This is a genomic window from Janthinobacterium sp. P210006 (genome assembly GCF_036231885.1).
Taxonomy (GTDB): domain Bacteria; phylum Pseudomonadota; class Gammaproteobacteria; order Burkholderiales; family Burkholderiaceae_D; genus Janthinobacterium; species Janthinobacterium violaceinigrum.
On sequence record NZ_JAZARD010000001.1, the window covers coordinates 426,295 to 448,296 of the forward strand.

17 protein-coding genes are annotated in these 22,002 nt (G+C 64.5%); 10 read left to right on the top strand and 7 right to left on the bottom strand.

Annotated elements, in window-relative coordinates; all coding sequences use genetic code 11:
* Position 1 precedes the first annotated feature (1 nt).
* Positions 2–1,195 carry a type II secretion system F family protein gene (locus VPH41_RS01935; protein ID WP_328568791.1) on the bottom strand — a complete coding sequence of 398 codons (1,194 nt, stop codon included), beginning with the start codon at positions 1,193–1,195 and terminating at the stop codon, positions 2–4.
* Positions 1,196–1,444: 249 nt separating this feature from the next.
* Positions 1,445–3,976, bottom strand: a complete 2,532-nt coding sequence (locus tag VPH41_RS01940) for a M4 family metallopeptidase (RefSeq protein WP_328568792.1) — start codon at positions 3,974–3,976, stop codon at positions 1,445–1,447.
* A gap of 674 nt (positions 3,977–4,650) precedes the next feature.
* Between VPH41_RS01940 and VPH41_RS01945 the strand changes: the two genes are divergently transcribed.
* Positions 4,651–5,307, top strand: a complete 657-nt coding sequence (locus tag VPH41_RS01945; RefSeq protein WP_152282823.1) for a hypothetical protein — start codon at positions 4,651–4,653, stop codon at positions 5,305–5,307.
* A gap of 52 nt (positions 5,308–5,359) precedes the next feature.
* On the opposite strand, the gene argH is transcribed toward VPH41_RS01945, so the two are convergent.
* A complete protein-coding gene (gene argH, locus VPH41_RS01950; RefSeq protein WP_152255071.1) occupies positions 5,360–6,757 on the bottom strand; it encodes an argininosuccinate lyase in 1,398 nt (465 codons plus the stop codon).
* 265 nt (positions 6,758–7,022) lie between these two features.
* Between argH and VPH41_RS01955 the strand changes: the two genes are divergently transcribed.
* The 3 genes from VPH41_RS01955 to VPH41_RS01965 all read left to right on the top strand — a co-directional run bounded on the left by VPH41_RS01955 (position 7,023) and on the right by VPH41_RS01965 (position 9,126).
* The gene (locus VPH41_RS01955) at positions 7,023–7,220 is read left to right on the top strand and encodes a hypothetical protein (protein ID WP_328568793.1); all 198 of its coding nucleotides are present in this window, start codon (positions 7,023–7,025) and stop codon (positions 7,218–7,220) included.
* 132 nt (positions 7,221–7,352) lie between these two features.
* Complete coding sequence (locus VPH41_RS01960) at positions 7,353–7,781, top strand: GNAT family N-acetyltransferase (RefSeq protein WP_328568794.1); 429 nt, start codon at positions 7,353–7,355, stop codon at positions 7,779–7,781.
* Between the two features lie 79 nt (positions 7,782–7,860).
* The gene (locus tag VPH41_RS01965; protein WP_328568795.1) at positions 7,861–9,126 is read left to right on the top strand and encodes an alpha/beta hydrolase family protein; all 1,266 of its coding nucleotides are present in this window, start codon (positions 7,861–7,863) and stop codon (positions 9,124–9,126) included.
* A gap of 32 nt (positions 9,127–9,158) precedes the next feature.
* Here the strand turns inward: VPH41_RS01965 and VPH41_RS01970 are convergent, their stop codons facing one another.
* Complete coding sequence (locus VPH41_RS01970) at positions 9,159–10,547, bottom strand: YfcC family protein (protein ID WP_328568796.1); 1,389 nt, start codon at positions 10,545–10,547, stop codon at positions 9,159–9,161.
* 18 nt (positions 10,548–10,565) lie between these two features.
* Entirely contained in the window at positions 10,566–11,702 is a 1,137-nt protein-coding gene (locus tag VPH41_RS01975; RefSeq protein WP_328569602.1) for a succinylglutamate desuccinylase/aspartoacylase family protein, read from the bottom strand.
* A gap of 202 nt (positions 11,703–11,904) precedes the next feature.
* On the opposite strand from VPH41_RS01975, the gene VPH41_RS01980 reads away from it, so the two are divergent.
* The 3 genes from VPH41_RS01980 to VPH41_RS01990 all read left to right on the top strand — a co-directional run bounded on the left by VPH41_RS01980 (position 11,905) and on the right by VPH41_RS01990 (position 17,134).
* Positions 11,905–12,912 carry a MurR/RpiR family transcriptional regulator gene (locus VPH41_RS01980; protein WP_328568797.1) on the top strand — a complete coding sequence of 336 codons (1,008 nt, stop codon included), beginning with the start codon at positions 11,905–11,907 and terminating at the stop codon, positions 12,910–12,912.
* 33 nt (positions 12,913–12,945) lie between these two features.
* On the top strand, positions 12,946–15,735 hold the full coding sequence (locus VPH41_RS01985; protein WP_328568798.1) for a TonB-dependent receptor: 2,790 nt from the start codon (positions 12,946–12,948) through the stop codon (positions 15,733–15,735).
* A 145-nt stretch (positions 15,736–15,880) separates the two neighbouring features.
* Positions 15,881–17,134 (top strand): cyanophycinase, encoded by a 1,254-nt coding sequence (locus VPH41_RS01990; protein ID WP_152255079.1) that lies wholly within the window; start codon positions 15,881–15,883, stop codon positions 17,132–17,134.
* Here VPH41_RS01990 and VPH41_RS01995 read toward each other — a convergent pair.
* Together VPH41_RS01995 and VPH41_RS02000 are read right to left on the bottom strand one after the other, a co-directional pair.
* Entirely contained in the window at positions 17,125–18,327 is a 1,203-nt protein-coding gene (locus tag VPH41_RS01995) for a DUF418 domain-containing protein (protein WP_328568799.1), read from the bottom strand. The two genes, VPH41_RS01990 and VPH41_RS01995, sit on opposite strands and share 10 nt — an antisense overlap.
* An 8-nt stretch (positions 18,328–18,335) precedes the next feature.
* Positions 18,336–18,938 (bottom strand): TetR/AcrR family transcriptional regulator, encoded by a 603-nt coding sequence (locus VPH41_RS02000; protein ID WP_328568800.1) that lies wholly within the window; start codon positions 18,936–18,938, stop codon positions 18,336–18,338.
* 214 nt (positions 18,939–19,152) lie between these two features.
* On the opposite strand from VPH41_RS02000, the gene VPH41_RS02005 reads away from it, so the two are divergent.
* The 3 genes from VPH41_RS02005 (at position 19,153) to fabI (ending at position 21,994) form a co-directional block, all read left to right on the top strand.
* Positions 19,153–20,595: an IgA Peptidase M64 gene (locus VPH41_RS02005; RefSeq protein ID WP_328568801.1), complete on the top strand. Its 1,443-nt coding sequence runs from the start codon at positions 19,153–19,155 to the stop codon at positions 20,593–20,595.
* 431 nt (positions 20,596–21,026) lie between these two features.
* Positions 21,027–21,212 (top strand): hypothetical protein, encoded by a 186-nt coding sequence (locus tag VPH41_RS02010; RefSeq protein ID WP_152282814.1) that lies wholly within the window; start codon positions 21,027–21,029, stop codon positions 21,210–21,212.
* A complete protein-coding gene (fabI, locus tag VPH41_RS02015; protein WP_152282813.1) occupies positions 21,209–21,994 on the top strand; it encodes an enoyl-ACP reductase FabI in 786 nt (261 codons plus the stop codon). The genes VPH41_RS02010 and fabI overlap by 4 nt, the downstream gene beginning before the upstream one ends.
* Positions 21,995–22,002: the final 8 nt, after the last annotated feature.

Here is a 22,002-nt window from a genome sequence, read left to right on the forward strand (position 1 = left end):
CTCAAGATAAGCTCCCGGCCAGTTCAAAGATCGGCATGTACATCAGCACCACCACGCCGCCGATCACCACGCCGATGATGGTCATCAAGAGCGGCTCGAGCAGGCGCGAAGCCCAGTCCACCCAGCGGGCGAATTCCTCGTCGTGGAATTTGGCCGAGCGTTCCAGCATGTCGCCCAGGCGGCCCGTGTTTTCTCCCACTTTCATCAGCGATTGCGCCACGGGCGTGGCCATGCCGGCCTGTTCCAGGGCGGTGGAAAACGGCATGCCTTCCTGCACCGCGCGGCGCGCCTGTGCCAGCTGTTCCTGCTGCGCCGGCAGCAACATGGGCGCGACCATGGCCAGCGCCTTGTGCAGGGGGATGCCCGCATGCAGCAGCAGGCTCAGGGCACGGTAGAAGCGGGCCAGGCGGAATTCCGCCGCCTTCCCGGCCAGCACGGGCAGGCGTAGCAGGCGCAGGACCAGGGCCTGGCGCGCGCCGGCATTGGCGGCGCCGAAGACCACGGCGCCGACGGCGGCGGCCAGCGCGCCGGCGCACAGCAGCGGGTGGGCGGCCAGCGTCTGGCCAAAGCCCAGCAGCATCTGCGACATCCACGGAATTTCGCGCCCTGAGCTTTCGTAGACGACGCTGAACTTCGGCACCACATAGCCGAGCAGGAACAGCGTCACCAGGCCGCCGACGACGAGCAGCATGCATGGGTAGATGGCGGCGGAAATGAGTTTTTTGCGGATGGCGTCGAACTGCAGCTGGTAGCCGACAAAGCGCGCCAGCGCCTCGGGCAGGTTGCCCGAGCGTTCGGCCGCATGCACGGTGGCGATGTAGATGTCGGGGAAGATGTCGGGGAAACCGGCCAGGGTGTCGGAAAAGCTTTGCCCCTGCTGCAGGGTGAGCACGATGGCGGCCAGGGTGGCCTTGGCGCCAGGGCGCGTTTCCTTGTTGTGCAGGGTAGCCATGGCCTCGCCCAGGTTCAGGCCTGCTTCGAGCAGGGCCAGCAGCTCCTGGCTGAATTGCAGCAGGGGCAGCCCCTGCTTGCCCGCGCGCGGCGCGGCGCCCGCATCCTGCGCACTGCCGTCATCGACGGCCAGCACGCGCCAGCCGCCGCGCACGGCCGCGCGGATCGCCTCGGCCTCGCTGGCGGCGTCGATGGCCAGCGCCTGGCTGCCCGCCGGGCCCTGCACCTGGAGGTGGAACTGCATCGTCGGCTCAGGTGAGCATGGCGACGGAAGCGGATGGGGACAGGCTGTTATGGGGGAAGGCGCGTGCGGTCAAAGTAGGCATCGGTCGGGAACAATCCAAAAAAAGTTCAATTCGTCGCGGGTACCGGCAGCAGCAAGATGCAGTGAGTTGCCTCAGGGTAGACTGGAATTGCCAGAAAATCAATCGTGTCGTGCTGCTAAATGCGGGCGGCTGGCCGCAATTGGCCGGCCGCCCGCATGTTCAGCCGCTTACTGGGTAACCAGGCTGACCTTGTCGATCACGAACGAGGTTTGCAGAGAAGCGTCCTCGGTCGCGGCAAACGAGATCTGCACGGTCTGGCCCTTGTAGGCGATCAGGTCGAACGTGCGGATCTGGTAGCCGGCTGCCTTGTTCACGTTTGAATACGTGGCCAGGGTGCCCAGCACGGTGCCGGCGCTGTTCTTCACGGTGACGACCAGCTTGTCGTACACGGTATTGCCCGTTTCCGCCGTGTCGATGTGCAGCGCAAAGGTCAGGCTGGCGGACGTGGCGGCGGCCGGAATGGCCACGCTTTGCGTCAGCGATTCGCTGGCCGTGGCGCCATTGCCGCCCAGCCAGGCGTACTGCGTGCCTTCATACGCCACCTGGCCCGTGAAGGTGCCGATGGCGCCCGTGGTGCCGCTCCAGCCCGTGGCGCCGGACTCGAAGCCGCCGTTCGTCACGCGTTCGGTGGCGCTGCTGGTACCCACCGTCAGGGTGGCGTTGTTCGACGTCGCCGTCACGGCTGGCGAGGACGAATCCGTCACCGTGGCCTTGAAGACGGCGCCGTTGTCGGCCGCTGCAGCCGTGAAGCTGTAGGCGGGCGACGTGGCGCCGCTGATCACGGCGCCGTTGCGGTACCACTTGTAGGTGTACGGTGCCGTGCCGCCGCCCGCGCCCACGGCGAACGAGGCGGTGGCGCCCGGTGCGACCGTGATGCTGGCCGGCTGGCTGGTGATGCTCACCGCGCCGCCCGTGGTCGATTCATCGACGTCGGCGCCCACGTTGATGGCCGCATAGGCGCGCTTGACGGCGATCGACTCGGCGCTGCCCACGCCATACAGTTCCTCTGCTGCCTGCAGCACCTTGTTGCGCGCATCGGCGTAGTTGGTCGACGAGGTGAACTTGGTGGTCGCGGCCTTGAACCAGATGCGGTAGGCCTTGTCGCTGCCGATACCCGTCATGGCCAGCGGGCTCTTGTTCAGGTAGGAGCTGTAGTAGTCGCTGCTGGACGTGGAGTTCGAACCTTGCGACAGGAAGTAGAACATGCGGTTGTTCGGGCCGCTGCTGTAATGGACGTCGAGGTTCTTGATGGTGCTGCTCCACGCATTCGGGCTGCTGCCATCCTTGCTTGGCTTGTACAGCCAACGCAGCGGCTGGCCATTCTTGGCGATCTCCTTGCCCGTCATCCAATCGTTGCCCGTGTTGGGGATGCTGGTGCCCGTGCCGCCGGCGCGCGCATACGCTTCCACCATTTCACCGGCGATGTCCGAGCTCGATTCGTTCAAGCCGCCCGATTCCTGCGAGTAGATCAGGCCCGAGGTGGCGTCCGTGATGCCGTGGCCCATTTCATGGCCGATCACGTCGATGGAGCCGAGGTTGTTGAACGAGCTGCCGCCGTCGCCGATGTACATGCACTTGCAGCTGCTGTCGTAATAGGCGTTGTCGTAGGCCGTGTTGACGTGGGCGGCGATGTGCGTGGCCGTGTTGTTGCCGTCCAGGCTGGACCAGCCCAGCACATTCTTGTGCGTGTCGTAGGTGTTCATCAGGCCCCACATGGCGTTCACTGCCGCCGTCTGGCCGTTGGCGTTGGTGGTGCTGCCGCCGCTGATGTATTGCTGGCCGTCGCCCCAGGTATTGCTGGTGCTGCTGTACACGCTGCCCGAGGTGGTGCCGTGGTTGGCATTCGTGATGGCCATGCCGCCGAAGCTGCCGCCCGTGCCGCGGCTGGGGTCCTTCATGGTGTAGGTGCTGCCCGTGAGCGTGGTGTTGAGCGGCACCTGGCCGTTGTACTGGCTGTTGCCGATGCCGGCCACGGTTTTCAGGGCTTTCCATTGACGCAGGATGCGGCCATCCTTGGCGCTGACGATGGTGTCGTAGTAGACGGGCTTGTTGCCGCTGATCATGCGCGTCTGCACCAGGTAGGCCAGCTCATAGTGGTCGACCACGTCCTGCACGTCGAGGGCATTCAGCGCGGCTTCCGATTTGTTTTCGGCGCCAGCCACGCGCACCGTTTTCATCACGGGATAGATCAGCAGCTGCGCCTGCGGCGGCACATGGTCGACGGCCGGCACGCCGATGTTTTTCACGGCGGCGGCGATGGCGGCGGCGGCGCTGACGGCCGGCGTGGTGTCGATATCGGTGGTGGCGCTGCGGGTGACGGAATTGACGCCGCCGCTACCGAGGCCGGAGGCGCGGTCCGACACGGATTCGCTGACGATGTCGCCGGCGTTGTTGCTGACCACGACCGTCTCGGAACCGAAGACGGGCAAGCCCTTGTAGGTGTGCTGGACGCGGCTCACGCGCGTGCCGTTGACGCCAGGATGCTGGGCGCCGACGGCAAAGCCATGTTCGGTATTGAGGCCGCGGCTGCGCGCCTGCGCCGCCAGCTTGTTGACCAGGCTGGCGTTCTCTTGTGGAGAGGCCAGGGTGACCGGCGCGGCCATCAGGGTTTGTGGCAGCGGCGTGGCGGCGTCGGCCGTGGTGGCCATCAGCGGCAGGGCGGCGATGGATGCGGCAACTATCGTCAAACGTAAATTCATTTCTGCTCCATGGTATCGGTTAAGGAAATGGTGAATGAACTGGCCGCGATGTCTGATGGCCACCCCGACGGGCCTGGCGGCAGGCGGATAGCCTGTCGTTTTGTGGTGGCATGACGCCGGGTAGGGGGACACTAAACTTGTCGATATCGCCATGTCAAAAAATTCAAGAAATGGGTCACTACACGAATTTTTGTTAAGAATTGAACATTTATCGGCGCTGCACTAGAGGAAAGTTTGATTTATCGCAAGCTGCAATTTTTGTTTTGGACTACTTCTTCAAATGGCGCGTTCTGTTGGAAAAACACTGTTGCATTTTTTAAATGTTGCGATCTACACTAGGTATTCGCGTGATCCCCAGCGGGCTACGCGAGGACAAAAAAAGCGCACGCGGCAATGACCGCGTCCAGATACAGCGCATCGGGAAAAAAATCGGGAGTTTCACATGACGTCAGTTCTGTTTTCTGCTGTTGGTTTCAGCCATTTCCCCTCTGGAGCGGCATTCATGCTGCATCCGCCTTCCTAGCCGCCGCTACCTGGCTCTTCCCCCGCGAGGGGGTTCTTCTCAGCGAGTCCGACCGCGCCGCCCGGCGCGGCCGCTGGCGCAGTGCATCCTTTTTTTCAGGAAGGGTTGCCGGCTCCTGGTGCGTGCACCGGAATCACCGGCCCGAAGAACTATGCTTTCGATAGCGACCAAAGTGGAACAGATCGTGATGGAGTCGGCCTTTCTCAGCGAGGGATTGGGCCGGGGCTTGCTTAACCTGTCGGAACTGGCGCGCCAGCTGCAGCCGCAATTGCAGACCGATTTGTGGAAGCCCGTGGGCCAGGCGGCCGTGGTGATGGCGCTGCGCCGCCTGGCCGAGCGGATGCCGCAGCAGAAAAGCCGCGAGATCGTGCTGGCGCACCGCGCGGGCGAACTGTCCACGCGCAGCGAATTGATGATTTTTACCTACCGCTATTCCGACCAGACCTACGCCTGCCAGCGCCAGTTGCTGGCGCTGGCCGCCCCCCAGCGCGGCACGTTCATCACGGTGACGCGCGGCGTCAACGAGGTGATGGTGATCTGCAGCCGCTCGCTGCATGCGCTGGTGGAGGAGGTCTTCGGCGCAGAGCAGGAACTGGCGCGCCTGGAGCGGGTGACGGCCGTGACCTTGCACCTGGCGCCCGAGACCTGCTACACGCCAGGCGTGTATCACGCCATCCTCAAGCGCCTGGCGTGGGAGCGCATCAACCTGATCAACATCATCTGCACCTACACGGAGCTGACCTTGCTGCTGGAAGCGTCGCAGACGGGGGCGGCGTTTTCCGTGCTGTCGAAAATCGTCGCGCAATGAAAAACGCCCCGCTGCAGCGATGCAGCGGGGCGTGGACAGGCGCAGGCGCCGTTTATTTTTCCAGCTGCGTGCGCACGCGGGCAATCGCGGCGCGCACCTGGCGCGGCGCGGTGCCGCCCACGTGGTCGCGTGCGGCCACAGAGCCTTCCAGGGTCAGCACCTCGAACACGTCTTCGTCCGTCAGGGGCGAGAAGGCGCGCAGCTGCTCCAGCGACAGGTCGGCCAGGTCGCAACCGGCATCGACGCAGGCGCGCACGGCCAGGGCCACCGCTTCGTGGGCGTCGCGGAACGGCAAGCCCTTCTTGACCAGGTAGTCGGCCAGGTCGGTCGCCGTGGCGTAGCCTTGCAGGGCTGCCGCGCGCATCGCTTCCGGTTTCACCGTGATGCCGCCGGCCATGTCGGCGAAGATGCGCAGGGTGTCGATGACGGTGTCGACGGTGTCGAACAGCGGTTCCTTGTCTTCCTGGTTGTCCTTGTTGTAGGCCAGCGGCTGGCCTTTCATCAGGGTCAGCAGGCCCGTCAGGTGGCCATATACGCGGCCCGTCTTGCCACGCGCCAGTTCCGGCACGTCCGGGTTTTTCTTTTGCGGCATGATCGACGAGCCGGTGCAGAAGCGGTCGGCGATGTCGATGAAGCCGATGCGCGGGCTCATCCAGATCACCAGTTCTTCGGCCATGCGCGACACGTGCATCATCAGCACGGCGGAGGCGGCGCAGAATTCGATGGCGAAATCGCGGTCCGACACGGCGTCGAGCGAGTTGTGGCAGACGTCGTCGAAGCCCAGGGTCTTGGCCACGCGCAGGCGGTCGATGGGGAAGGTGGTGCCGGCCAGTGCGGCGGCGCCCAGCGGCAGGCGGTTGACGCGCTTGCGGCAGTCGGCCATGCGCTCGGCATCGCGGCCGAACATTTCCACGTAGGCCAGCATGTGGTGGCCGAAGGTGATCGGCTGCGCCACCTGCATGTGGGTAAAGCCCGGCATGATGGTGTCGGCATGCTGCTCGGCCAGGTCCGTCAGCGCGCTGCGGAACGTCGCCAGCAGGGCGGTGATGTCGTCGATGGCGGCACGCACGTACAGGCGGATGTCGGTCGCCACCTGATCGTTGCGCGAACGGCCCGTGTGCAGGCGCTTGCCCGCATCGCCTACCAGTTCGGTCAGGCGTTTTTCGATATTCAGGTGGACATCTTCCAGGTCCAGCAGCCATTCGAACTGGCCGGCGGCGATTTCCTGCGAGATTTGCGCCATGCCGCGCTGGATTTCCGCGTAGTCGGCCGGGCTGATGATGGCTTGCGCATGCAGCATTTCCGCATGGGCCAGCGAACCTTCGATGTCGAACAGCGCCAGGCGCTTGTCAAAAAATACAGAAGCTGTGTAGCGCTTGACGAGGTCCGAGACCGGTTCGGAAAACCGGGCCGACCAGGCTTCGCCCTTTTTGGAGAATTGATCAGTCATGAAAGAAGTCCTTTAGTGTAGGGCGATTATAAACAAGGTTGGCCTGCGGTAGGGCTTTTAGGGGCTTGCAGGGCCCTGAAATGGCCAGGAATGGGGCTGGCACGCCTGAAATGCCACGGCGCAGGCGCCGTTGCACGTTTCATCCGGGCTTTTTGTATTCTGTCCCGCGAATCGTGCGTTTTGTCGCAATCCGATGGTGGTTCGACGGCGATCGGCCTACAGTTCAATCATCGCAGCACACAACCCGCCACCCAAAGGAACCATCATGAACATCGCTAAAAACATGGAAGCCATCTTCGTTGCCGTCATCGCCATCGCCGCCGCCACCAGCCTGGCTACCGCCGCCGTGCCGAAATTCCGCGCCGCGCCTGCCACCATCGTTGCCAGCGCCGACCAGGCCACCATGCACACCGTGCACGTCAGCGCCAAGCGCCTGAGCGCCGAAGAAAAAGCCGCACTGTAAGCGCGGCCATGCAATGCAGGCAGTACCCATCACCGGCAACCAGGACGGGCGGCGCCCCCGGTTCTTTCCTGCCCAGGTGACAGCAGCACAAAAATCGCCGATGATCGGGTTTTTCCACGACAGGCGGACAGCGTGATACCACATTTGACGATCAGCAGCGACAAGACGGAACTCGACGTTCCGGCCATTCACCATTTTCTCAGCACGCAATCGGCATGGGCCAGCGGCATCGCACTGGCCACCGTGCAGCGCGCGATCGACCATTCGCTCTGCTTCGGCGGCACGCTGGACGGCCGCCAGGTGGCATTCGCCCGCGTGGTCAGCGACTACGCCACGTTTGCCTATCTGGTCGACGTGTATGTGCTGGAAGAGTACCGCGGCCGCGGCTACAGCAAGCGCCTGATGGAGGCCGTGATGGCACATCCCGACTTGCAGGGCTTGCGCCGCTTCATGCTGGCCACCAGCACGGCGCATGGCTTGTATGCGCGCTACGGCTTTACGGCGCCGCTCCGGCCGGAGACGCTGATGGAACGCTATTTTCCCGATCTGTACCGGCAGTGAACGGCTGGCGCGGTTTGCGCGGCCCTGGTCCAGCCCTGCCATTTCCACTGTATTGATCCCCCTGACGGACCCTGACTCCATGACCTCTTCCTTTCTCTGGCCTCTCCTTGCCGTTTCGCTCACCGCGACTGGCGCACCCCTGCCGGAGGCATTCAGTCCGGCGCCTTGCGAGACGGGCATTTTCCGCCAGGACCAGACGGATTTCGTCGCCCTCACCCAAGGTGGCAAGGGATACAGCTATACCTTCAGCGACGGGACCGTCGGCAACACGCAGGATGCCGGGGCGCTGCTCGCATGCGGAAAGGACGCCGTGCTTGTCCGCGGCAAGGAGCGCTGGCCGAAAGTGGCACTGGCCGAATCGGATACGCGCTTCGCATCGAACGGCGTCATGCTCGCGGGCCGCTTGATGGAGGCGCCGGACGCAGGCAAGGATACGCCGCTGGTCGTGTATGCCCACGGTTCCGAAGGCAGCGGCTGGATCGGCCGCGCGCGCGATCCTTACCAGATGGTGGCACGGGGCGTGTCCGTTTTCGTGTATGACAAGCGCGGCACCGGCCTGTCCGAAGGTGAATATACGCAGAATTTTCCGCGCCTGGCCGATGACCTGGTGGCCGCGTCGCGCGAAGCCAGGCGGCTGGCGCAAGGCCGCTACGGCCGCTTCGGCCTGATGGGGGTAAGCCAGGGCGGCTGGATCGCGCCACTGGCGCAGGCGCGCGCCAAGGCGGACTTTCTCGGTATCGGCTATGGCCTGGCGGTCGATATCGCGGAGCAGGATGCGGCGCAGGTCGCCAAGGAATTGCGCGACCGCGGCTATGGCGACGACGTCCTCGCCAAGGCCCGGACGGTGACGGATATCACGGCAAGGCTCGTCAGGTCCGGCTACAAGGATGGCCTGGACGACTTGTCCGGGGCGCAGCAGCGATTCGGCAAGGAGCCGTGGTTCGTCCTCGTCAAGGGCGGCTACACGGGCGTGTTCCTGGCGATGCCGGTCGAGGAATTGCGCAAGCATGGCATACCGCAGTTCGACAAGCTCGGTGTCGACTGGTCGCAAGATCCCGTGCAGGCATTGCGCCAGGTCGCGGTGCCGCAGCTATGGGCCCTGGCGGAAGATGACCGCCAGGCGCCGCCGGCTGTCACCGTGGAGCGCCTGGCGGCGTTGCGCAGCCAGGGCCAGGCCATCTCCATCTACCTCTTCCCGCAGGCCGATCACGGCATGCGCAGCTACGATCAGGCGGCGGATGGAACGCGCAAGCCCACCACCATCACGCCAGGCTATTACGATCTGATGGCCGACTGGGCCAAGGGCCGCGTCGAGGGACCTTACGGGCGGGCGTCTCGCAAATAAAGCCGCGGCGGCCGTGCGTCGCCGCGGCTTTCCTATTGCCAGTGCATCAGGCAGGGCGGAATCAGGAGCAGCAGCGCCAGCACCAGGTAAATCAGCTGCAGCGGGATCATCCACTTGGCCCACGTAATCCAGGGCACGCGCGCCAGCGCCAGCACGCCGACGGTGATGCCGGAGGTGGGGATCATCGGCGTGGTGAATTCGCCGAACTGGAAGGCCAGGATGGCCGTCTGGCGCGTCACGCCGACCAGGTCGGCCAGCGGCGCCATGATGGGCATGGTCAGCGCGGCCTGGCCGCTGCCGGAATGGATGAAGAAGTTGATCACCGACTGCATGAAGAACATCTTTTGCGCGGCGAAGACGGGACTTGACGAGGCCACCAGGGGCGTGAGCGCATGCAGCATGGTGTCGATGATCTGTGCGTCGCGCGCCAGGATCATGGTGCCGCGCGCCAGCGCGATGACCAGCGCCACGCTGACCATGTCGCGCGCGCCCTGGACAAAGGACGCCACCAGGCTGTCCATGTCGAGCCGGCCCACCAGGCCGACGACGATGGCCATCACCAGGAACAGGGCGGCGATTTCATCGATGAACCAGTCGTACTTGACGACGCCGACGACCATCGTCAGCAAGGTCGCCATGAAGATCCACAGCACGGCGCGGTGCGTGCGCGTCATGCCGGCAAAGCTTTCCAGGTCCATCGAGTGCTCGCTGCGCTTTTCGATGTCGAGCAGATAGGTCGGGCTTTTTTCCGGATGGCGCTTGATGCGGGCCGCGTACCACATCAGGAAGACGATGCTGACGGCCGTGGCAATGGCCCAGACGATCAGGCGGTAGCCGATGCCGGAAAAGATCGGCACGCCGGCGATGCCCTGCGCGATGCCGACGTTGAACGGGTTCAAAAAGGCGGCTGAAAAGCCCACCTGCGAGCCGATGAAGGGAATCGACACGCCCGTGATGGTGTCATAGCCCAGGGCCAGCGCCAGCGGCACGAAGATCAGGATGAAGGGAATCGCTTCTTCGTTCATGCCGAAGGTGGCGCCGCCCAGGGAAAACATGGTGAAGAAGACGGGAATGATGGCGGCGCGCACGAAGCGCGAGCTGGTGTGGGCCTTGGCGATCGCCTTGATCAGCGAGTCGAAGGCTTCCGTCTTTTGCAGCACGGCGAAGGCGCCGCCGACGATCAGCACGAAGCCGATGATCAGGCTGGCGTCGACAAAGCCCTTGATGGGCGCCATCATCAGGGCGGCCAGTCCCTGCGGCTTGTTGTCCACGTAGTGGAACGTGCCGGGGATGATCAGCTGCTTGCCGTTGACCAGCTGCGTATCGAATTTCCCGCCTGGCACCAGCCACGTCGCCAGGGCGATCATGGCCAGGATGCCGCACAGCAGGACGAAGGTATTGGGGAGCTTGAATTTTCTCATGGCGCTTTTTTGTGACATTTATTGGCTCAGCAGGCTGCCGCCGCGGAAGGCGACGGCGCCGGCGACCTTGCCGACGTTCATGCCGCGCAGGACGTGGCGGTGCGCGCTGCGCGCGAAGAAGACGCCGGCGACCGTGCAGCGCAAGGTCGTCGTCTCGCCGCTGACGGGATCGATCAGGTCGGCCAGCGCATCGCCGGCGGCCAGCACGTCGCCCATTTCGCGCAGGTAGACCAGCACGCCGTGATGCGGCGCGAGGATAGGTTCTACCCCGGCCAGCGGCGTCGGTGCGCATTGCGGCGCGGGCAGGTCGTCGCCGGCGCCGGCAATCTCCAGCACGCCCTCGATGGCGAGAAAGCGCAGCAGGGCGGTGGCGTCGCGTTCGGCCAGGGCGTAGCTCACTTCCACTTCGCCGCGCAATTCGACGGTGGTCGACAGGCAGGCGGCGGGGATCGGATAGCGTCCCTTGAAGTGCGCGTCGAGATCCCACCACAGGCGGCTGCAGGCTTCGTCGAATGGCTCTTCGCCGGCCGCCAGTTCCAGCAGCACGGCGCGCGCGCCCAGCAGCGCGGACAGCGGCGCGATCTGCGCCGCCAGCGGCGTGCCCGTATAGATATGCAGGGCCGCCTCGTTATCGCAATGCAGGTCGAGCACGATGTCGGCGTCGATGGCCATGCCCAGCAGGGTTTTCTTGAGTACCTCCGCATCCGTACCCGGCCGCCAGGCGGCGACGGCGTCGCGCGCATGCCGGCGTATCAGCGCCACGTTGGCTTGCGCATCCTGTCCCAGCAGGCCATCGAGCGTGGTTTTCAGTTCATCGGCCACGTGGCGGTAGGCGCGGTTGAAGTTGATGCCGGTGGTCAGGTCGAAGCGGCCGAACGGCGCGCCATGGATGGCTTGCGCCAGGCCGATCGGATTGGCGGCCGGCACCAGGATGATTTCGCCGTGGATCTTGCCCGCCGCTTCCAGCGCCAGCAGTTCGCGGCGCAGGAATTGCGACACCAGCATGCCCGGCACCTCGTCCGCGTGCAGCGCCGCCTGGATGTACACCTTCTTGCCGCTGCGGCTGGCGGCAGCCGCGCCGCCGAAGTGAAAACTGCTCAACTGGCAGGACACGCTGGCGTGCGCGGTGGAGATGGGATGCTGTTGTACTTGCATGGTGAATTCGCCCCAAAACGGGGCGCGGTTGATGGATTTCGGTCGATTATGTAGCATTATTTTCACGAAGTAAATCAATGAAAATCCTTTTACAAATATTTGTTGAGTTTTCTTTTTGATATGAGTACAGTAAGTTTCAGCGACCCGATTTCGCCTTTCCGCCATTCATCCGCAGTATCCAAGAACACAGGCCGCCAGTGATATGAAAGCATCCGCCAGTCCTGCCAGAAGCAGCGTCCGCACGCCACCCGCCGCCGCGCTGTCGTCGCCCGATGCCGCCTTCGCGCAGTCTCCGCTGGGACAGGCGCTGATGCACGTGCTGGCCGGCGGTTCGGCTTCGCAGCGGCAGATCGCCGACTACCTGCTGCGCAACCAGATGCGCGTCATTGCGCTGGGCATCGAGGAATTGGCCGACAACTGCCAGGTGTCGACGGCCACCATCAGCCGCTTCGCGCGCGACATCGGCCAGAAGAATTATTCGGCCATGCGCGGCGCCATGGCCGAAACCCTGCAATCGCTGTTGCAGCCCGTCGACAAGCTGCGCCATACGATAGAGCGGCGCGCGCGCGCCACCTCGCCCGTCACGGAAAGCCTGGAATATGCGGCCGCGAACATCGCCGCCACGTCTGCCGCCCTGTCGCTGCCCGACATGCACGCCGTGGTGCGGCGCCTGACGCGCGCCAAGGTGGTGTATGTGATGGGTTTTGGCCTGTCGGCCAACCTGGCCGGCATGCTGGTGCAGCATCTGCAGCCGTTTTGCCCGCATGTGGTGGAAGTGGTGGGCATCGGCGGCTCGGAAGTGGCGGCCGGACACCTGGTCAACCTGACGGCGCAGGACGTGCTGGTGGTGATTTCGTTTCCCCGCTATACGCTCGATTGCATCGGCCTGGCCAGCTTCGCGCGCGACCGCGGCGCCTGCATCGTGGCGCTCACCGATTCGCCCGCCTCGCCGCTGGCCGAGCTGGCCGAGCATGCGCTATTTGCGCAAAGCACGCATCCCGTCCTGCCCAGCAGCGCCAGCACGGCGCTGGCCATGATCGAGGCGCTGGCCGTGGCGCTGATGGTGTCGAACAAGGACAACGTCGACAAGGCAGCACGCCTGAGCGAAGTGATCGCCGCCTACCTGTATGGCGGCGAGCATGGGGTGCAGGTTCCCAGGAAAACAGCAGCACAGCAGCGCAAGGCAGTCCATAAAAAGCAGTCATTATAAAAATCAGGGTCAATACCATTGGGGAGAGTTGGAATGCATAAGGAAAAACAACAGGGCGGGCCTGCACTGCCACGTGAAGCGGCACTGGCACATGCCGTGCGCCTGGCGCTGGGCGCCTTGAGCGTGACGGCGGCGCTGGGCATGCTGGGCAATGGCGCGCTGGCACAGGAGCAGGATGGCGAACCTGCCGCGAAAAAAATGCAGCGCGTGGAAATCACGGGGTCCGCCATCAAGCGCCTGGAATCGGAGACGGCGCTGCCGGTGCAGGTCATCACGCGCGCCGATATCGAAAAGGCGGGCGTGACCACGGCGGCCGAGCTGATGGCCCGCGTGTCGGCCAACGTGGGCGGCCTGACCGATGGCGCCAGCATCAATATCGGCGGCGACCAGCGCGGCTTCAACAGCGCCAACCTGCGCGGCGTCGGCACGTCGTCCACGCTGGTGCTGCTCAATGGCCGGCGCATGGCCAACTTTGCCTCGCCTGGCGACGATGCGGGCGTGGATCTGAACAACATTCCCGCCGCCGCGCTGCAGCGCGTGGAAGTGCTGCTCGACGGCGCCTCGGCCCTGTACGGCACGGACGCCATCGGCGGCGTCATCAATTTTATTACGCGCAAGGATTACCAGGGCGTGGAACTGAATGCGTATGGCAGCGGCACGCAGGAAGGCGGCGCCGGCAAGCGCACGGCCAGCATCACGGCAGGCACGGGCGACCTGGCCACGGATGGCTACAATATCTTTGCCGTGGTCGACCTGCAAAAAACCGACCGCCTCAGCTCTTCGCAGCGCAAGTTCATTCCGAACCTCCAGGTGCCGCAGCGCCTCGGGCACTTGCTGTCCAGTTTTACCAGTCCGGCGAATATCCGCCTCAGCGGCGCCCAGCGCACGCATTTGCAGGACAACGATTTCCTGCTCAACGGGCAGCCGATTACCAACCGCCAGATCAATTTTTCGATCCCGAACTGCGCGCCGCCGGCCAATCTGTACCTGCCGGCGGGCACGGGCGGCGTCGATGCCTGTACCTATGATTATATGGGCGACACGGAGCTGTATCCGAAGACGGACAAGCAGAACCTGCTCACGCGCGGCGTGCTGAAACTGAATAACGACCACCAGCTGTATGCGGAAGTGGCGCTGAGCCGTTCGCGCAGCTATTACGTGGGCTCGTCGGCACGCGTCATCGGCTATCTCGATTACAGCAAGGTGCCGCAGCTGGCCAATGCCGGTTTCGATACGGCGCTCGACGAGGATGGCGAACCGGTGGGGCGCGAACTGGAACTGCGCATGCGCCTGAACGAGGCGGGCATGCGCACCAGCGAGTTGACCAGCGAGAGCCAGCGCTTTGTCGTGGGCGCCACCGGCACGCTGGCCGGCTGGGACTATGACGTGGGCTTGAACCACAGCGTCAACGTGGTCAAGGACCGCGACACGCATGGCTATGTCCTGTACGACAAGCTGTTGCAAGGCATCGCCGATGGCCGCATCAATCCCTTTGGCCCCTCCAGCGCGGAAGGCAAGGCGCTGCTCGACAGCATCCAGGTCAATGACGAGGTACGCCATGCGCGCGGCACCATGGACTCGCTCGATTTCAAGGCATCGCGCGCGCTGATGGCGCTGGGCGGCGGCGACATGGCGCTGGCCGTGGGCGGCGAGGTGCGGCGCGAGCGCACCGAATTTCGTCCCTCGGCGTTGCTGATGAGCGACAACATCAACAACGACGCGGCGCCGGAAGGCGGCGTGGCCACCAGCGACAGCCGCAACGTGCAAGCCATCTACAGCGAACTGCTGCTGCCGTTTACCAAACAGTGGCAGGCGCAGCTATCGGGCCGCTATGACCATTACCAGCAGGTAGGCGGCGCCCTCAGTCCGAAGATCGGCCTGACCTACATGCCCAGCAAGCAGGTGCTGATGCGCGCCTCGGCCGGCAAGGGCTTCCGCGCTCCGTCGATGTCGGACCTGCACCGGCCCACGGCCTACAGCAGCACGTCGACCCTGCCCGATCCCGTGTATTGCGCGAGCGAGAACAACGATTACTCCGTCTGCGCCGATAACTGGGATACGCGCCGCTACAGCAACGACAAGCTGAAACCGGAGCGCAGCCGCCAGTTCACGGCTGGCCTGGTGCTCGAGCCGAGCCAGCACTGGACCTTCAGCTTCGATTACTGGAACATCAAGCGCACGGACCTGATCAGCGAAATCGGCGACGACATCATCCTGGGCAATCTGGGCAAGTACGGCGACCTCGTACATCGCAACGCTGACAATGAAATCGACTACATCGAGCTGCGCAAGGAAAACCGCGGCGCGCAAAAAGCCTCGGGCATCGATATCACGGCCGACCTGCATGGCGTCAGGACGGCGTGGGGACGTTTCGGCGGGCACCTGAGTGGCACGTACGTGCTCGATTCGAAAATCCAGACCAGCCCTGGCGACGATTTCATCAGCAACCTGAATACCTTTGTCACGGACGGCGTGGTGCAGCGCTGGCGCCACACGATCACCGTGGACTGGGACCACGGCCCGTATTCGGCCAGCCTGTCGAACACGTATTCGAGCGGCTACCAGGACCAGAATTCGGCCATCAACACGGATAACGGCAGCGTGGTGGCGGCCAACCGCGTGAAGGCGTATTCGATCTGGGACATGTCGGGCGCGTATGCCGTCAGCAAGCAGTTCAAGCTGCGCGCGGGCATACAGAATCTGTTCAATACCAGTCCGCCGTACTCGAACCAGGCGTACTATTTCCTGTCCGGCTACGACCCGACGTATACGGACCCGCGCGGCCGGCGCTTCTATGCCAGCGCCAATTACAGCTTCAAATAGGGCGGAAAAACTGGAGCTGCCGCAATACCGCTGTCACACGCAGCGGGTAGTATCGTAGTTCGATGGGGTTGGGTTGCAAGCAGCAGTATTGGCAGCAAGGGCGCGCGTCCGGCGCGCGCCCCTTTCTTTGCATTCGAAAGGCACCATGAAATCATCTTCAAGCCTGTATCACACATTCCGCGCCGCGCTGCTGTTCGCGCTGGCACTGTGCAGCGTCCATGCCGTGGCGGCGCCTGGCGGCAGTGCCATCGGCAGCGCGCCGCAGGGCACGCTCGTCATCATCGGCGGCGGCCTGCGCGCCGACAATGCCGAAGTCTGGCAGCGCATCGTCAAGTTGTCGGGCGGGCCGGGCGCACGTATCGCCGTGCTGGCTTCGGCCGCGATGAACCCGGAAAAATCGGGCGAAAGTATCATCAAAAAACTCAACCAATACGGCGCCGAAGCCTTTTTCGTGCCGCTGGCCGTCAAGCTGCCCAACCGCGATTATCGCAAGGCAGCCGAAGACCCGGCCATCGTCACGCAGATCAAGTCGGCCACCGGCATCTATTTTGCGGGCGGCGATCAGGGGCGCATCACGCAAGCCCTGCTGCGCCCGGACGGCAGCCGCACGGCCGCGCTGGAAGCCATCTGGTCGGTCTACCGCAACGGCGGCGTGATTGCCGGTTCCAGCGCCGGCGCGGCCATCATGAGCACCACCATGTTTTACGACGCCAAACCCGTGCTCGACATGCTCAAGATGGGCGTGACGGACGGCCGCGAGATCGCGCCCGGACTGGGCTTCATCGGCAGCGACGTTTTCGTGGACCAGCATCTGCTGGTGCGCGGGCGCTTTGCGCGCATGATTCCCGTGATGCTGAAAAAAGGCTATCACCTGGGCCTGGGCATCGATGAAAACAGCGCCATGGTGGTCGACGCCATGCGCGACGTGGAAGTCATCGGCTATAGCGGCGCCCTGCTGATCGACCTGTCGGGCGCCATCAGCGACCGCGGCGTGAAAAATTTCAACATCAGCAACGCGGCCATCAGCTACCTGGACCGGGGCGACAAATTCAACCTCGTCACGCGCGTGTTTACGCCGTCGCCGGACAAGGCCGACAACAAGCTCGATCCGAACCAGCCCGACATGCGCGAACCCGTTTTCACCAATGACATCCTCGGCAACAACGCCGTGCTGGACCTGATGGGCAACCTGATCGACAACGCGCAGCAGGAAGCCATCGGCATCGCCTTCGGCAACCCGCGCGACCCGTATCCGGACCTGGGCTTCGAGTTCCGCTTCAGTAAGACCGTCAACAGCGTCGGCTACAGCTCGACCGAGGCGGAAGCGTATTCGGTGCTGAAACTGCGCCTCGACATCCGTCCCATCCAGCTGCGCCAGCCGCTGTACCGCTACAAATAGCCGGCGCCGGCGCGCCGCCAGCGGGGCCACGCCGCAATCGTCAGGGCCCTGAGCAGCCACTCGACGGGGCCATACGCGTGGCGGCGCAGCCACCAGCGGCTCAATGGCAGCTGCAGGCCGAAGATGACGGCGGCCAGCGCCAGCGCGCCCAGCGGCGATACGCTGCCCATCAGGCGAGCGCCATAGGCGAGGAACAGCCAGGCGCAGACGGCCGACTGCAGCAGGTAGTTCGACAGGGCCATGCGGCCCGTGTCGGCCAGCAGCGCAAACAGCGTACCGTCGCGCAGGCGTTCGAACAGGGCCAGCGCCAGCGCCAGGTAGGCGCCCGCCAGCAGCGGCGCGCTGGCCAGTCCCACGGCCAGCCCCGCCACCTGCCATGCCTGGCTGTCCCCATACACGGAAGTCCACGCATAGAAGGCGGCGCCGGGCAGCCCTAGCAGCGCTCCTGCCTGCAGCAGGCGCCGGCGCAGCGGCAGGTAATCGCTTGCGTGCAGCAGCATCTCGCGCTTGCCGGCGGCCAGGCCGCACAGGAACATGGCCAGCGCGCAGGGCGCCTGCACCAGCAGCAGGACGATCCAGATTTCACTCAGTTCGCGCAGGTGCTGCGCAATGACGGCGGCCGGCGTGGCACGGTAGGCGGCCAGGGCGGCGGCCGCTTTCCGCGCCATCGCCAGGGCATTGTCCGCGGCGTCGCCCGCCGGCTGCAGGCTTTGCAGCCACGCCATGCCGGCCCAGAACGCCACGCAGGCGGCGACGAGGAGACAGGCCAGGGCCAGGGCGGGCCGCTCGCCGCAGCGGTGCAGCGCCAGCAGCACGATGCCCAGCACGGCATAGGTGGTAAGTATGTCGCCATGAAACAGGAACACCGCATGCAGGGCGCCGATCAGCCACAGGCCGGCCTGCCGGCGCAGCATGCGCGGCACGAACGGCGCGCCGGCCCGCGCGGCCGCCTGCATCTGCAAGGTGAAGCTGTAGCCGAACAGGAAGGAAAACAGCAGATAGAACTTGGTCTCGAACAGCAGCGCGACGAGGAAGTGCGTGGCGCGGTCCACGCTGCCGTGAAAGGCCGGATCGGTCAATCCCAGGCCGAACCACGGCGTGGCGAAGGCGCCGATGTTGACGGCCAAAATGCCGAACAGGGCGCAGCCGCGCAGGGCGTCGACGTCGGCGATGCGCTTGGGCGGGCTTGGCATGGCGGCCTTCATGCGAGGGCAGGGCGCAGGAAGCGCGCCAGCAGCAGGTGCAGGCTGGCGCGCTGCGCCAGCGGTGCGTAATGGGGATCGACGGCGACCCGGTTGAAGATGCCGTCGATCAGCGCCGCGATCCAGCTGGCCGTTTGCGCGGGGTCGAGCGCGGCGTCGACCTGGCCTTGCGCGGCCGCGCTTTCCAGCAGCGCCTGCACGCCCGCGCGCAGCACGGCATCGTTGCGGGCGACCCTGGCCGCGATGTCCGCGTCGCGCATCGCCTCGGCCGCTATTTCCAGCGCCAGTCCCGCAAAGTCCCCGTCGGCCGCCAGTGCCAGCACCAGGTCCATGAAGTCGAGCAGCGCGCCATGGGGATCTGCGCTGCCTTGCACGCCGGCGAAGTAGGCGGCCGTTTCGCTGCCTTCCTGGTCGACGATGGCGGCGATGATGGCTTGCTTGGTGGGGAAGTAGTGAAACAGGTTGCCGGGACTCATGCCGGCTTGCGCGCAGATGGCGGCCGTGCTGGTCTGGTGAAAACCCTTGCGGGCAAAGCACTGGCGCGCCGCCGCAAGAATGGCGTCGCGGCGTGCCGCGTGTTTGTCGGGATCGATGGTGCGCATGCGGTGTGCTCTCCTTTTAATTAATCGACTAGTCAGTCTAATATAATCGGATCGGATGCCATGGTCAAGCACATCGCGCGCAATGGGTGCTTTGCACGCTTCCTTCCTGTCGCTACAATGTGCCGCAGCGGTTTTTCCCGCGCCTGCCGGCAGGCCCGCTGATTGTTTGGAAAACCGTTCCCTTCACCTGTTTTTCTACCGTTTTAGGAATGACATGCAGCAGACCCCGATCCGATCCTTCCTCTGCGCGCTGGCGCTGGCCGCCGGCATGCTTCCTGTCGCGCACGCTGCCGGTGCGCCGCAGCCGGCCACCATGCGCCTCGATTACCAGCACAGCGGCAATGCGCTGGGCGAACATTACGCGGTCGAGCGCGTGCTGGTCGAACCGCTGCCATGGGCGGGGAATATGGCGCGTACCATCGACGACAGCAACCGCGGCAACAACCTGCTGGAAGTGGTCGATATCAAGTCGGGCAAGGTGCTGTATTCGCGCGGCTTTTCCACCATCTTCGGCGAGTGGGCCAGCACCGATGAAGCGAAGACCACGACGCGGGCCTTCCAGGAATCCGTGCGCTTCCCGCAGCCCGAGCAGCCCGTGCGCGTGCGCATCCTCAAGCGCGACGAGCGCGGCCTGTTTTCCATCGTGTGGAGCACCGATGTCGACCCGGCCGCGCAGGACGTGATCCGCAAGCAGCCGCCGGCCCCCGTCAAACCGATCCCGATCCGCATCAGCGGGCCATCGCCCGACAAGGTCGACCTGCTGATCATGGGCGACGGCTACACGGCCGCCGAAATGGGCAAGTTCGAAGCGACGGCGCGCAAACTGGCCGAGCACCTGTTTACCGTCTCGCCGTTCCGCGAGCGGGCCAATGACTTCAACGTGTGGGCCATGGCCGCGCCGACGCAGGAGTCGGGCGTGTCGCGTCCATCGACGGGCGTGCACCATGCCTCGCCGCTGGGCACGCGCTACGATATCTTCGGCAGCGAGCGTTATGTGCTGACCACGGACAACCGCGCCCTGCGCGACCTGGCGCAATATGCGCCGTACGAATTCATCGAGATCCTCGTCAACAACGATACCTATGGCGGCGGCGGCATCTTCGGCCAGTTCAGCACGGCGGCGGCCAACAACGACTGGGCCAATTACCTGTTCGTGCATGAATTCGGCCACCATTTCGCCGGCCTGGCCGACGAGTACTACACGTCGCCCGTCGCTTATCAGTCGAATGGCGAGCGGCAGGAACCGTGGGAGCCGAACGCCACGGCGCTGCGCGATCCGGCCAGGCTGAAATGGAAGAAGCACGTCAAGGCCGGTACGCCGCTGCCCACGCCGTGGCCGAAGGAAGCGTACGACAGCCATGCGCGCGAGTACCAGAAGCAGCGCGCGGCCCTGCGCGCGGCCAACCGCCCGGAAAGCGAGATGAGCGACTTGTTCAAGGCCGACCTGGCGTACACGCAGCAGCTGTTCTCGAAGGCGCCGCAGCGCCATGCCGTGGGCGCCTTCGAAGGCGCGAACTACGAGTCGTCCGGCTACTACCGGCCCGAGATGCAGTGCATCATGTTCGACCGCAGCGAGACGTTCTGCTCCGTATGCCAGGACGGCATCAGCACCATCATCGACCTGTATTCGCGTCCCGCCCCGGCGCCGGGCAAATAATGGCCTTCATGCCATTCCTGTAATTCATGGTGGGCCATGTTGCATTGCAATAGCGTGGCCCCCATTTTTGCCTTTTTCCGCCGTTCCCCCGCCGCCGCCGCGCATCTGCACAGGTTTTGCCGGCCATACCACTTGTCGTTTGCCGTCCCTCTTTTCTTCCCGCCAGCCCGATATGGTTATCAAATAGCTATGGCGATTCGATTGCTTACAATTTGTTTCATTTAAATAATATTGATGTAGAATTTGATGTACATCAATGTTGCATCGCCGCAATCGCACTTATAGTTGACCTAGCTCAAAAGCGTCATGCATGCGGACCGGACTCATCACGAATTACGCATCTAAATGCTGTAGAGTAATTTTCGCCCCGTACCAGTTCCCCAACAATGCACTGGCGCGGGCCTCGAATTTCAGTGACGGAAGCCAGATTCATGAAGATGCAGATCCCCGCGCCTGACGCGTGCAGTACCCTCCATCCCCATACCCCGATTGCCTTGCCGTATGCGCGTGCCGGCGGCGTGACGCTGGCCACGTGCGCGGCCTCCGTGTGCGCCGGCGCGGTGCAATGCGTGAACGCGGCCACGCCGTGGCCCGCCCTGCGTCCGAACAAGCCATGACGGCGCCCGCGCCGCAGTTCCTGCCATTGCAGGGAAAACGGGGGCTGGTGGTGGGCATCGCCAATGGGCAGAGCATCGCCTGGGGCTGCGCCAGCGCGCTGCGCGCGGCCGGCGCCGAACTGGCCGTCACCTGGCTCAATGACAAGGCCCGCCCGCACGTGGAACCGCTGGCGCAGCAAGTACAGGCGGCCATCATGGCGCCGCTCGACGTGGCCGTGCCGGGCCAGCTCGAAGCGCTGTTCGCGCAGATCGAACGGCAGTGGGGGCGGCTCGACTTCGTCGTCCACTCCATCGCCTACGCGCCGAAGCAGGATTTGCATGGCAGGGTCACGGACAGTTCCGCCGGCGGCTTTGCGCAAGCGATGGACATTTCCTGCCACTCCTTCATGCGCATGGCTAAGCTGGCCGAACCGCTGATGCCGGACGGCGGCAGCCTGATGACCATGAGCTACCTGGGCGCGGAGGAAGTCATCGCCGACTATGGCCTGATGGGCCCCGTGAAGGCGGCGCTGGAATCCTCCGTGCGCTACCTGGCGGCGGAACTGGGTCCGCAAGGCATCCGCGTCAACGCCATTTCGCCCGGCCCCCTGGAGACGCGTGCCGCTTCCGGCATCGCCCATTTCGACCGCCTGATGGCCGACGCCATCGAACGCTCGCCCATGCGGCGCCTGGCCACCATCGAGGACGTGGGCGCGCTGTGCGCCTTCCTCGCCGGCGACGGCGCGCGCGCCATCACGGGCGGCACCCTGTACGTCGATGGCGGCTACAACATTCTGAATTGACTGGAAGA